11 protein-coding genes and 1 other annotated feature are annotated in these 13,378 nt (G+C 50.9%); of the genes, 8 read left to right on the forward strand and 3 right to left on the reverse strand.

Features of this window, described 5'->3' with window-relative positions:
- Positions 1–2: 2 nt before the first annotated feature.
- The 3 genes from N0M98_RS10490 to N0M98_RS10500 form a co-directional block, all read right to left on the reverse strand.
- Positions 3–869 carry a carbohydrate ABC transporter permease gene (locus N0M98_RS10490; RefSeq protein WP_375295471.1) on the reverse strand — a complete coding sequence of 289 codons (867 nt, stop codon included), beginning with the start codon at positions 867–869 and terminating at the stop codon, positions 3–5.
- Between the two features lie 124 nt (positions 870–993).
- Positions 994–2,298 carry an ABC transporter substrate-binding protein gene (locus N0M98_RS10495; RefSeq protein WP_259617816.1) on the reverse strand — a complete coding sequence of 435 codons (1,305 nt, stop codon included), beginning with the start codon at positions 2,296–2,298 and terminating at the stop codon, positions 994–996.
- A 181-nt stretch (positions 2,299–2,479) separates the two neighbouring features.
- A complete protein-coding gene (locus tag N0M98_RS10500) occupies positions 2,480–3,457 on the reverse strand; it encodes an SIS domain-containing protein (RefSeq protein ID WP_259617817.1) in 978 nt (325 codons plus the stop codon).
- A 264-nt stretch (positions 3,458–3,721) separates the two neighbouring features.
- Between N0M98_RS10500 and N0M98_RS10505 the strand changes: the two genes are divergently transcribed.
- From N0M98_RS10505 to N0M98_RS10540, 8 genes are all read left to right on the forward strand, one after another.
- Positions 3,722–4,438 (forward strand): GntR family transcriptional regulator, encoded by a 717-nt coding sequence (locus N0M98_RS10505; protein ID WP_249863446.1) that lies wholly within the window; start codon positions 3,722–3,724, stop codon positions 4,436–4,438.
- Positions 4,439–4,558: 120 nt separating this feature from the next.
- Positions 4,559–4,817, forward strand: a binding site (T-box leader).
- 77 nt (positions 4,818–4,894) lie between these two features.
- Positions 4,895–6,553 (forward strand): 2-isopropylmalate synthase, encoded by a 1,659-nt coding sequence (gene leuA / locus N0M98_RS10510; protein WP_249863445.1) that lies wholly within the window; start codon positions 4,895–4,897, stop codon positions 6,551–6,553.
- Between the two features lie 124 nt (positions 6,554–6,677).
- Positions 6,678–8,069 (forward strand): spore germination protein, encoded by a 1,392-nt coding sequence (locus N0M98_RS10515; protein WP_259617818.1) that lies wholly within the window; start codon positions 6,678–6,680, stop codon positions 8,067–8,069.
- Between the two features lie 27 nt (positions 8,070–8,096).
- Entirely contained in the window at positions 8,097–9,203 is a 1,107-nt protein-coding gene (locus tag N0M98_RS10520) for a GerAB/ArcD/ProY family transporter (protein ID WP_249863443.1), read from the forward strand.
- Positions 9,200–10,294 (forward strand): Ger(x)C family spore germination protein, encoded by a 1,095-nt coding sequence (locus N0M98_RS10525; protein WP_259617819.1) that lies wholly within the window; start codon positions 9,200–9,202, stop codon positions 10,292–10,294. The genes N0M98_RS10520 and N0M98_RS10525 overlap by 4 nt, the downstream gene beginning before the upstream one ends.
- Positions 10,295–10,376: 82 nt before the next feature.
- Positions 10,377–11,873: a copper amine oxidase N-terminal domain-containing protein gene (locus N0M98_RS10530; protein WP_259617820.1), complete on the forward strand. Its 1,497-nt coding sequence runs from the start codon at positions 10,377–10,379 to the stop codon at positions 11,871–11,873.
- Positions 11,874–12,037: 164 nt separating this feature from the next.
- On the forward strand, positions 12,038–12,586 hold the full coding sequence (locus N0M98_RS10535; RefSeq protein ID WP_259617821.1) for a GNAT family N-acetyltransferase: 549 nt from the start codon (positions 12,038–12,040) through the stop codon (positions 12,584–12,586).
- A gap of 260 nt (positions 12,587–12,846) precedes the next feature.
- Complete coding sequence (locus N0M98_RS10540; RefSeq protein ID WP_259617822.1) at positions 12,847–13,359, forward strand: hypothetical protein; 513 nt, start codon at positions 12,847–12,849, stop codon at positions 13,357–13,359.
- The last annotated feature ends 19 nt before the right edge of the window (positions 13,360–13,378 follow it).

A 13,378-nucleotide genomic window follows, 5' to 3' on the forward strand; every position in this document is an offset into this window, starting at 1 on the left:
GATTAGTCCCCCTTGCCTGTTCTAAAGAGCACAGTCTGTACGAGCGCCAGAACAGCAGTTATCAGAAACATGACCATTGCAATGGTGGAGGCATATCCCATATTGTCCTTGAAAAATCCGGATTGGTACATATGCACGGCAATTGTGATCGAGCTTGTTCCGGGCCCTCCGCCTTTGGTAATAATAAACGGTTCGTTAAACACCATGAACGCGCCGGTGACCGTGATGACCGAGGTGACAAATAACATCTCCTTTACTTGTGGTAAGGTAACGTTGCAGAAGCTGCGGATTTTTCCCGCGCCGTCGATTTTGGCGGCCTCGTACAAATCGGCGGGTATTTTCTGAATGGCGACGATGAACAGCATCATGCAGTAGCCGATACTATGCCATTGCGATACCGCAATGACGGCGTAAATCGCCGTGGAGCCTGTTCCGAGCCAAGGCTTCGCCCAGCTTTCGAGTCCGATCGCCTTCAGAAACAGATTGAGCAGGCCGTCGGTCGGATGGTAAATAAACGTGAACAGCAGGCAGACCACCGTGATCGAAATGACGACCGGGACAAAATAAACGGTCCGTAAAAACGGAGATATTTTGCGGAGCGCTTCGTCCTCCAGCAGCGCGGCGAGGATCAATCCGAGGCCCACCTGGAAAATGACGGAGATGATCGCGTATTTCGCATTGTTGATCAAGGCGGTGACCATGACGGAGTCGGACAGAAGCGTCTTGTAGTTGTCCAATCCGGCAAAGCTTCTTTCTCCGGAAAGAATGGAGAAATCCTGAAAGCTGTACGCAAAATTTTGAATGAGCGGCATATAAACGAACGCCGCCAGCATAAGCACGCAAGGGAGAATAAACAGAAAAGGAGCCATCCGCTTGTTCAGTTTCACTAAGCCTCCTCCGATCTTTCAAGACTGATCTTTTCAAAAAAATGGGGGGATCAGACGCCTTCAATGTCTTCAGGGCAAGCGCGTAAAATCCCCCGTCTCTTGTGAGCTACTTGGCGTTATGGAGCGCTTTAGCCGCTTTTTGCACATCGTCCATCACTTGCTGCGGCGTTTTCGACTTGGCTGCCATCGATTGTCCGCCTTTCATAAACGCGTCCGCCACCGTAATGTTTAAGGCATTGTCCTGCCAAGGGCTCGTCTCGGTGGCGTTCAGGATGACGTCGATCGCCTGCAAAGTTCCCTTCGGCGAGTTGTCGGCGGTAGCGGAGCCCTTAACGACCGTCATCGCTCCCGCATCTTTCTGGAATTTCGCCGCATTGTCCGGTGATACGATAAACTTCACGAACTTTTCGGCAAGCTCCTGATGTTTGCCGACATTGCTGATCATAAATCCTTCCGGAGCGCCGGTTAATGCGGCCGGATTGCCTTTGCCTTCGGCGAACGCGGGGAAGTTGAAGAAATCGAACTGCAGATCGGCGTTTTTCGTCAAATAGCCGAGCTCGGCAAATTGCATATACATGACCGGCACCTTCTCCGCAATAAACAGGTTACGGGCCGCTTCATGATCGATAGAAGTCGCATTGGGCCCCATATAAGATACTAGCTTATCCCAATATTCAAGCACTTTAACGTATCCCGGATCGGTGAATTGGCCGGTTTGCGCTTGATAATCCTTCGCGATAACATCGGGACTGATCATCCGTTGAGTCATAGTACCGAGATAGTGGGAGATGGCCCATGTATTTTGCAGCCCTTCGATGAGCGGCGTATCGTAGCCGGAGCTTTTCAGCTTGTCGAGCGCGGCGATCAATTCCTCCCAAGTTTTAGGCTTCTGAAGGCCCGCTTTGTCAAACGCTTTCTTGTTGTAGAAGAACGCCTTTCCGTCCATAGTGAAGGGGACGCCGTAAGTTTTGCCGTTGAACGTGAACGGTTTGATTTGCGATGGAATGATGTTATTGGCCCAGTTCGGATCGGAGCTGTACATGGATGATACATCCTTCACTTTTCCCGAGGATACGAGGTTTTCCGCGAAGGTGTCGGACCAGGAGGTGAAGACGTCGGGAATGTTATTGGAAGAAACGAGAACCTTGATCTTTTCTTTGTAGCTGTCGTTCAATACCGCTTCCATCTCGATCTTCACGCCGGGGTTCTGGTTTTCAAATTCCTTGACGATGGAGTTGAAGTACGAATTTCTCGGCTCGCTGGGCCAGCGATGGAAAAATTTGAGCGTAACCGTGTCCGCCTGCTTGTCGTTCGCTTGCGCATCCGGGCTGCCGCCGCTAGTCGAGCTATTGCAAGCTGCCGCCAGCAATATGATAACGCTTACGAAAATCGCAGCTATAGTTCGTTTCATCGGTTGTTTCCCCCGTTTATCATTAATGTCGTTTGCCAAATCAATCGCAATCCATGGTTCCTGCGGGCGCCGTCGTTTCAGTTATGGCGGCATGGTCTGAACCGGATGAACCAGGAAGCGAAGCGCCATAACCAAAACGGTTGACTATGAGGTCATTTCATCTCATTTTCAAAAACGGCAATCAATACTCCATTTTCCACATATAACGGCGAACGGAAAGAGGATGGCCTCTGAATTCGGAAAGATACTGAGCATACTGTCTGAGCACGACACCTGCGATCAAATTGGCGAAATAATTGCGCACATCGGCCGAAATGCCCTCCATATCGAACGTTTCCGCATCGATGAGCACGATCTTGTCGGAGTATTTACGGCAGAAGTCATGTGCGCGGTCGTCCATCGGGCGCGTCTCGCCGATCCCTTTGATGATGATGAAGGGCACATCGTAATCGGTAATCTCGAATGGCCCGTGGAAATATTCGCCGGCGTGAATCGCGCTGGAATGAATCCATTGCATTTCCTGCAGCAGACAAATGGCGAAGGAGTAAGCGTGGGAGTAGTTGATGCCGCTGGCCATCGTGTAGATGAGCGGCTCCCGCTTGAATTGGCTGCCGAAGGCTTTGGCGGTTTCAAGCGTCATCGCCTTGTTTCGTTCGAACGCATCATGGAGCCCCGTCTCGACGGACGCTATGGCGCCTGCATATTTTTCATGCGGCTGCAGCGCGTCGAGGATGCCGAAGATCAGCCGATACAAGATGCCGTAATTGTTATCTTCCGCACGCGCGTCGGTTCCCCAGTCATAGTGCAGCTTGTATTCGGCGGCGTTCCAAAGCGGGGAGTCGGCAAGATGGGTCAGGCTGATCGTCAAAGCGCCTTTCGAGCGGGCGAATTCGGTCGCTTGGACGGTTTCGGGAGTCGTGCCGGAATGAGAGCAGGAGATGACGACGGATGTGGGGCCAAGCGCTTTCGGAGCCCGGAGTATAAATTCGTTCGATGAATACACTGCCGAAGGAATCTCGATTTCCCTGTCAAGAATGTATTGAGCCGGTGTGAGGGTAGCCAGCGAGCCGCCGCAGGCCACAAAGTAGAAGTTGCTGATTTCACGGGATTTGACCGCTTCAATACCTACCTGGAGTTGATGCGCATGCTCTTGATTCATGAAAAGAAAAGCCTCCTTTTAAAATGTTTATTCATCACGTTATGTATCATATTGTACCGTATTGTAACGTGATGTATTGTTATGATACTATAGATTTAACGCGAATTCAACGAAAAAAAGAAACGCCCCGGCGCTGCCGATTCCGCAGTTTACGAGAACCGCCGGAAAGAGCCTTCGACCTTAGGGCTATTACAATCCGCTTGATAAATGGTTTATAATATTTCTAAAGTTGTCATTATCTCAATGTCCGAGAAGGGGTCATATATGTACAAATTGGAGCAGGACAATGTGGTGCCCATGTATGTCCAGTTAATGCAAATCATCAAGGATGAAATCGCCGCGGGCAAGCTTAAGCCCGGACAAAAGCTTCCTACGGAACTGGAACTGTGCGAAATGTATTCCATCAGCCGGAGAACGGTCCGGTCCGCGATTAACGAGCTTATAGAAGAGGGGCTGCTTACCCGGAAACAGGGGAAGGGAACCTTCATTCATTCCAATAAAATCGAGAGAGAGCTCGGCCCTGCATTAGGCTTTTCGGAAATATGCAGGCTGAACGGTCTTACCGCCACTTCCGAGGTCATCGAGCAAAAACGCATGAACGCCAATCAGACGCTCGCTGCGGCGATGGGGGTGCCGGCGAATACGGTTGTAGCATCGATCAAACGGGTCATGATGGCTGACGGCGTCCCCGTCATGCTGGACTACACGGTTCTTCCTCCCGAGTATATATCGCTGCTGGACGAAGAGCTTGCGAACAAGTCGCTGTACGCAACGCTGCGGGATCAATTCAACGTGGTGCTGACGCGGAACCGCAAATCGATTCAAATTGTTTTCGCCGACGCCTTCCAGGCGAAACATTTGCAGGTCAAGAAAGGTTATCCGCTCTTGATGATTCAGGGAGCGGTATACTCGCCCGACATGAAAGTCGTTCATTACGGGGATCAATATATCGTCGGCGATAAAATCAAATTTTACATTTGAGCTATTGATGAAACGGGAGCTGGAGAAGCCCGGTTTGGGAGCAATGTAAGCGGCTTAACGAAAAATTTTCAGTATGCACTTGATAATATCGCTCATGTCCGATAAAATACTGTATAAATCATAAATACATTGAAAAGGAATAGTACGATTTTCCAATCCGATCAGAGAGCTGTTGGGTGGTGCGAAACAGACGCGAAGGAAAATCCGAACTCGCCTTGGAGTAGCTCACCGAAAGCAAGTAGGCTGAGCCGGAGCCTAACCGTTATCACGCAGGAGGATGTAGCCGTTGCTATGCAGGCTTGTATCCGTTTGAGTGCATGCCGTCAAGGTGTGAATTAGAGTGGTACCACGTAAGATGTCAAAGTCTTTCGTCTCTTCTGGAGATGAAAGGCTTTTTTGCATTCCGAAACAGCGCAACCAAGTGCAACACATAACAATGAAAAGGATGATCATCAGATGAAAAATTACGAAAAATACGCCAGAGGCTATTTCATGCCTCCGAAGACGAGCTTAAACTGGACCCGCAAGGAATATATTACAGAAGCGCCTACTTGGTGCAGCGTCGACCTTCGCGACGGCAATCAGGCCTTGATCGTACCGATGAATCTGGAGGAGAAGCTGGAATATTTCCAAATGCTCGTGGACATCGGATTCAAGGAGATCGAAGTCGGCTTTCCCGCGGCGTCGGAAACGGAATTTACCTTCCTGCGCACGCTGATCGAACAAAATTTGATCCCGGACGACGTCACGATCCAGGTGCTGACTCAATCGAGAGAGCACATTATCCGCAAAACGTTCGAATCGCTGGAAGGCGCGAAAAAAGCCGTCGTCCACTTGTACAATTCGACCTCCATCGCGCAGCGGGAGCAGGTGTTCCGCAAATCGAAGGAAGAAATTATCGACATCGCGTTGACCGGAGCCAAGCTGCTGAAGCAATGCGCCGAGGAAACGGAAGGCAACTTCCAGTTCCAATATTCGCCGGAAAGCTTTACGGGCACGGAAATCGAGTTCGCGCTGGAAATTTGCAACCGCGTGCTCGACGTATGGCAGCCAACGGCGGAGAACCCCGTCATTATCAATCTGCCGGCTACGGTGTCCATGTCGATGCCGCATGTGTACGCCAGTCAGATCGAATATATGAGCGAGCATATGAATTACCGGGAGCATGTCATTTTGTCGCTTCACCCGCATAACGACAGAGGCACGGGAGTGGCGGACGCGGAGCTCGGCATGCTGGCCGGAGCCCAGAGAGTGGAAGGCACGCTGTTCGGCAACGGAGAGCGGACGGGGAACGTAGATATCGTCACGCTGGCCTTGAACATGTATTCCCACGGGGTGGACCCGAAGCTGAACTTCGAGAATCTCCCGGCGATCCTGTCCGTGTATGAGCGGCTGACCAAGATGAGAGTCGGCGAGCGGCATCCTTACGGCGGCGAGCTCGTATTTACCGCCTTCTCCGGTTCGCATCAGGATGCGATCGCCAAAGGATTGAAATGGCGCGAGGAGAAGGAATGCCGCTACTGGACGGTTCCTTATTTGCCGATTGATCCGAAGGATATCGGCCGCGAGTATGAAGGGGATATTATCCGGATTAACAGCCAATCGGGCAAAGGTGGGATCGGATATATTTTGCAGCAAAAATACGGTCTCGATCTTCCGGCCAAAATGCGCGAGCACTTCGGCTACTGTGTGAAAAACGTCTCGGACCATCAGCAAAAAGAGCTGTCGCCCGATGAAATCCACGACATTTTCTTGAAAGCCTACGTGAACATCAAAGCGCCGGTCGAATTTGTCAAATACCGCGCCGTCGACGATGCGGATTTTCAAACCGTCGTCACCATTCGCAGCGGCGGCGATGTAAAGGAAATTACCGGCACCGGGAACGGCAGACTGGATGCGATCAGCAACGCGGTGCAAACCTATCTCGGCATCGAGTACAGAGACCTGACCTATACGGAGCATGCATTGGAAGCAGGATCGAAATCGCAAGCCGTTTCTTATATCGGAATTACGGCGGCGGACGGCAGCGTGCATTGGGGCTGCGGGATGGACGTCGATATTATGACTTCTTCGGTCAAAGCTCTGTTCAGCGCCTTGAACAATATGAGCCGTTAATCGTTAATGGAGCACCTTATCCTTGTGATAGGGCGCTCTTTTTTTGTCCAAATTATACATAATATTGTTAAAAATGTGTAAAATAACCTATCATGCCTGACATCGGTAGCCACAGGAGGGCGACATGTCCGAAACTTTTACCTCAGTCTACAGTTTGCAGGACCAAGCCGACAGTCCGTCTTTATTGGAGCTGCTCAACGAAGCGTTCGAGGGGGCGGCTGATTATGCGGCGGCACAGATCGGATCGGATGATACTCAAGAGGTGTATCTATGCTTCCTCAAGTCGCTATGCTCTTCACAGAAACTGGAATATTTGCTCAGCATGGACGGGCAGGCAGACGTATCGGCACGGCTTGACCGGTTCATCGGCACCCATTTGGCCGAAGGGAACTTCACCCGCTGTCAGCAAGCTATATGCGCCGGATCGGCCATTGTGTGCAAAGGAAGCTCTTCTTCCGGACTTATACTGAATTTGTCGGAAAGTCAAAATCGGGCTGTCGGATCGCCAGTAACGGAAAACGTGCTTCAAGGCCCGATGAATGCCTTCAATGAAAGCCTCGATGTCAATACGGCGCTGATACGGCAGCAGATCCGCTCTTCGCAATTAAAGCTATGGGAAACGATGATCGGCGAAGAAAGCTTAACCCGTGTCGCCATATTTTCTTATTCCGGGTCCGTCGATGTCCGTCTGCTGTCGCAGCTGAAGGAAGAGCTGAAAGGGCTGAAGACCGACAGTTTGCTGGATACGGGCCAACTGCAGCGATTGTTGTTCAAAGGCAAGTGGAGGATGCCGCTGTTTCCCATGGCCGTATCTACCGAACGGCCCGATCGCGTTGCGTCCAATCTGCTGTCGGGGAAAGCGGCGGTGATGGTGGACGGCTCTCCGTTTGCTCTGATTTTACCGTCGGTTTACACGGATTTTTGGCATTCCCCGGAGGATCAATATGTGAATCCGTACGTCGCGTACTTCCTCCTTGTTCTCCGTTTTTTGGCGATGTTCATCAACTTGTTTCTGCCGGGCATGTATGTCGCGCTTACCTCTGTCAATGTAGATGTCAATCGGATGGAAATCAGCCTTGCGGCGGCGGCGAGCCGGGAAGGCGTTCCGTATCCCGTATTTGTGGAAACGCTGCTGATGCTGATCATGATGGATTTTATTATCGAAGCAGGCATCCGGCTGCCCAAGACGATAAGCTCAACCGTGACGATGGTCGGCGGCGTCGTTCTGGGCCAAGCGATTATCCAGGCTCATATCGTGAGTAATTTGCTCGTTATCGTCGTGGCGGCCACGGCCATCACCAATTTTCTCGTTATTGATTATCAAATGGGCTTGATCCAGCGAATTTTGAAATATTTTATTATGGCCGGCGCGGCAGTGGCCGGGGTTTTGGGTATCGTATTCTGTTTATCTTGCCTCATTATTTATCTCAGCTGCCTGGAAACGTTCGGAGTTCCGTACCTGACATCTCTGTGGTCTCCGACGAAGCGGAGTGGAGACTCCGACGGAGACAGGTGAATAGAAAACAGCAAAGGGAGCGTTATCATGAAAAGCTCATCGGCCGTTACCAGCTATGAAATGCTTGCCATTCAAATGCTCTATTCAGGCGCAGCGGCCGGCTTCATTTATCCGAGCTTCTTGATTCGCAGTACCGCCGGCGCTTACTGGATACCGTTAGCGGTATGGATGACGGGCGCCATGCTGAGCTCATGGCTGTACAGCAAAATGCTGGCGCGGCTGGAAGGCAACAAGCTGCTCGCCGAGATAAAAGCTTCGATCGGCCGTATCGGCGCAACGATCCTCTGCTTGCCGGTTATGCTGTTTCTCGTGGGAGTTCTCGTTATTACGCTGCGAGCCTATTCCGAGATCGTTACAATGACGATGCTTCCCACAACGCCGATATCCTTTCTGAACGGCATGCTGATCGCTCCGGCCGCTCTGGCCTTGGCAGGGATGGCGCCAATTATACGCGCGGCAAGAGTGTTCTTCCTGCTGGCTCATTTGCTCACCGTTACGCTGATGGTTATCGGACTCAGCGATGTGAACTGGACGTTAGGGTCGCCATGGCTGAAGTCGGACGGGGACTTTTTTCTGGACAAGCAATTTTATGCAGGGTCGTTTATGTGGATGGGCTTTGCGATTACATCGTTCATCGGTCCTTATACGCGGGAATCGGCCCGCCGCGCCTGGAGAAGCTATACGCTTGCTTTGCTGTGTGCGATTCCCTTGATCGCAAGTTATATTTATTTGCCTGTGATGACCTTCGGCAGAGATTTAAGCCGTAATTTGACGCTTCCTTTCGTGTCCAAGATGGATTCGATCTATCACTACTGGATTTTGTTCGAGAATTTGACCGCTATCTTTGTCTCGGCCACCATGTTTTATGCTTTGTTCATTATGGCCTTGAAGATGCATGCTTTGGGAGAGACGTTCCAATTGCTGTTCCCGCGCGCCAACGCCCGTTGGATCTATGCTTTTATTTTCATTATCGTTTATGCGGCGGCTACCGTTTTATCTTCCTGGAGACAGCTGGAGCATCTCATTTTCGTGACTGTGGGCTTGCGGTTTTATGTCATGTTCGCCTTTCCGTTACTCGCTCTGGGCATCTTCTTCTTGGCACGAAGGCGGAATGCAAAGGGGAGTGCGGCATGAGCGGGAAACGGCATCATTGGAAGGCGTCCGCGGCATGCGGACTGATCGCGCTGATCTTGTCCGGCTGCTGGGACTCCAAGGACATCGACAACCGGCTGATGGTTGGAGCCATTGGCCTGGAACAGCCTAAGGACACCTCGCTTCGCCTCTGGCTGCGGTTTCCGCTGCCCAAAGCGACCTTGGGCGAAGCGGGGAAAGATTTTTTTACCGTAAGTCAGGACGGCTTGACGGTCCCCGATGCGATGAATAAAGCGAAATATAAGCTGCCCAAGGCGCTCGAATCCTCTACCGCCCGCGCTATTCTGCTCGATGAAAAAATGGCCAAGTCGGGAATTAATCCTTATCTGGAATTCGCCGTCAGAGAGCGATCCGTTCCTTTAGACGCCATCGTAGCGGTCGTACGGGGCAATATGGAGCGGATTTTCACCAGTCCCAATCCTACAGGAGAGCTTTCGGGCATTTACACCAAGCTGTTTTTTGAACCTTATTCCGGCGGTACCCCAAGGAAAAACAAAACGATGCTATGGGAAGTCTACGCCAAGCTCTATAATCCGCTTCATGCCAATCTGATCCCGCTGTTAAGCGAAGGGACCCTGAATTCGTTTATCTTTGCCGGCAATGTGATTCTTATCAACGGAAAAATTGTCGGGGAATTAAACAAGAGCGAGTCGCTTATGTATGAAATTTTTACTCATCGATTTCACGATGCAGAGATGGCGCTGATGAACCGGTCGGATGTTCGCATCGTGCACAACCATAACCGTATCGCCACCTCGTTTGAGGGAGATACGCCGGTCATTTCTATCGATTGCTCGCTGGTTACGACCTTAATCGACAGCTCACAATCGCTTCATCAGAAAATACCGCAAATTGTTGACGATCTGAAAGCCGAGTTGACGGAGCTTGCCCAATCCATGTTCGAGAAGACCCAGAAGCAAGGGGCCGATGTTTTCGGCTTCGGCAATCATTTTCGGAGCCGTCTGGAGCCGTCGCAGTATGCCAAGTGGCCGGAGATGTTTAAGAAGGCCAGGATCAACGTCGAATTCCATATCGATATGAGAAATACGGGACTGCAATTTTTGGAGCGGTGACCGATTGAAAAAACATGTTTAACCCCGATGCGACTCATGTTACAATGAGCTGGCAATAAAATACATTCAAAGGGGTTGCAGTATGTTCTTGAAGCGTCTATGCCTTATTACGGCGGCGGCTTCCATCAGTCTTAGTTTGGGAGCGCAGGCGGCTAAGGCCGAGGAATCACAAATTCGGGTATATTTGAACGGAGAGCCTCTTCCATTCGCGGACCCTCCGCGTATCGAGGATGGAACGACCTTGGTTCCTTTCAGGATTCTTATGGAAAAATTGGGGATGACGACGATTGATTGGGATGCGGCGGCAAGCCAAATTACCGCGCTCAAAGGCGATCAGAAACTTGTGCTGCAAATCAATAATACAACGGCTACCGTAAACGGAAAATCCAAGTTATTGGAAAAAGCTCCCGTCATCATCAATGGAAGCACGTTTGTGCCGCTGCGATTCGTCTCCGAAACAATGAACGCTGAAGTAAAATGGGATGCGGACGCGCAGCTGATTACCATTCAATCCGGAAGTCCGGCAGCGGCTTCTTCCGCTAGTACGACGAAGGAAGCCGGTATACCGGAAAAATCGAAGAAAACCTCCTACGCAGTCGATACGATTATGAAATTTTACGGCTATGAGAACAATGGCTCCGGTATTAACCGTTATAGTTACAGTTCCTTAGCGGTGGATCGCAACGGCTCGGCCTACCTGCTAGAGGACCGCAATATTGGCAGCGGGTACAATCAGTCATTAGTCGATATGATCAAGGTTAATACCCAAAACGGAAACCAGCTGTCACAAAAGCCGGCCGAAGATAACTATTCGTTTGAATATACGGACTGGAAAGGAAATAAGCTTAAATCGCAATCCAACAATTTTTACCCTAGATGGCTGATCTACAATGAATGGACAGATAAATTGGCCGTAGGCGGGATTAACGCGGAGGCAAGCGATACGATGCTTTCAATCTCCACTCGCTACCCGAACAGCGACTTGATCGGTTACCAATTGAATTATAAGACGACTCCGACGAACGAAGCTAATTTTGCTATTTTTATGGATCAAGATACGCTTTTGTACAGCGAGATGATGACCAAAACCATCTACCGGCTGCAAAAGGGGAAAACGCCTGAGCCCTTATCCTTCAACAATGCCCAGCAATCGCTGCAATTAAGCGGTAAGAAGCTGGAGGCCGTCTGGAACGATCAGAAGCTTTATGTGCTCGATACGGGCAATTGCACGTTGTACAAGCTCGACCCGGCGAGCGGCGACATAAGTAAAGTGTATGAAAATAAAGAGTTCGCCGTTAGCGGTTCAACCACCCACCAAAGCAAGTTCTATGTAGCCAAAGGCGCCAGCATCTATGAATTGACCATCGACGGTCATTGGTCAACCTTCATTGCAGGCAGTGAATTGAACCAGCCGCAGCCGTCAGCGGACGCTGCAGCGGGAATGCATACGCCGACGTATAACGTAAGCGCGGAGCAGGTGGGCCCACTGAACAACATCTCGCTCATGGCTTTTGACGCCGATGAAAACATAATCGTGTTCGACTACGACTATTTATGTCTGCGCAGAATTAACCGTTAACGATAACGCCAACCGGAGAAGGGCCTGCAGCTTCATGCGGCTCTTCTTACGGCTCCAATCTCATCATGGTCCCGATGCTGCTGTTCGGATTGCCGACGCAAAAACGTTTGCTTAAAGGCATGACGGTCAGAGCGGTGAAATAAATATCGTTAGGAGATGAAGGTATGAAACTAGTTTCGCTAACTATGGTGCGCAACGACCTGAACCACATCCCGAATATTACAGTTCCTTCCAATTATCGCATAATCACGTTTAAACGCGGTGAAGAGGCTGTTTGGGCTGAGATTGAAGCCAGTGTGGACGAATTTGCCGACAAAGCGGCCGCACGAAATCATTTCGATAAAGAATTCGGCTCGCATCTACAGGACATGGAGGCCCGCTGCTTGTTTATCGTGAACGAGCGAGGAGAATCGGTAGGAACCACAACCGCATGGTATGGATCGCTGCGGGGCGAGGATACGTGGGGACGAATACACTGGGTGGCCGTCAAGCCGGAATATCAGGGAAAAAAACTCGCCAAACCGCTCCTTAGCAGCGCGCTTCAAATCTTGTCGCGGTTCCATGACAAAGCCTATTTAACGACGCAAACGACCAGTTATCGGGCGATCAATTTATATTTAAATTACGGATTCGAACCGCTGATTACGAAGCCGGAATGCTTGGAAGGCTGGCGCATCGTCGAACGGCAGTTAGACCGGAACATATTAGGATAGCGCTTGGAACCGGCGCGGGTGGTGCGGCGGAGGCGGGCGAGCCTCCGATCTCGCGGACTAGGCGCGAAGCGGGCTTCAAGTATGGGAATACGAACTTCAAAAGCCGAATGCTTATTGTAAGCATTTCGGTTTTTTTAGATTTATTTTAGATTTGCTTTAGAGGCAGTTTATAGATTCCGGGTATGATAAAACCGAACGCGCGGGAGACGCCGGCGAGGAGCGGATCAATGTGATCCATAGAGAAGAAGGGGGCGAGGCTTATGGTTAAGCTGAGTTTAACTCCGAGAAGATGGCTGCTTACGCTTCATGTGCTGTTCTCGGCGATTATGTTCGGGGGCGCGGTTATTTTTCTCGTGCTAAGCGTTATCGTCGCCACGAGCAGCGACGAGGGCATCGTCAGCGCATGCTATACGGTGATGCATCTGTTAGCCCGAACGTCAGTCCGGGCTTCGACGATCGGGACGCTGGCAACCGGCATTATGCTGTCGGTCATGACGCAGTGGGGGCTTTTCAAATATCATTGGATTATCGCCAAGGAAGCGCTCACGGCCGTCTGTATCGTGATAGGACCGGTCGGCATGTACTTCTGGACGCTAAAAGCGGTCGAGCTGACGTCGGCGTACGGATGGAGCGCAGGGGCCGATTCGCAATACATCGTGAACAGCGTTCAGCTATGGATCGGTATTATCATCCAGATTGTGTCATTAGCCGCGATGACTGCGCTCTCGGTATTCAAACCCGGAGGGGCGCGGAAACGCCGCAAAACCGCCTAAGCCGCATCCTCCCCAGGGC

Origin of the sequence: Paenibacillus doosanensis (genome assembly GCF_025060755.1) — a bacterium.
Taxonomy (GTDB): domain Bacteria; phylum Bacillota; class Bacilli; order Paenibacillales; family NBRC-103111; genus Paenibacillus_S; species Paenibacillus_S doosanensis.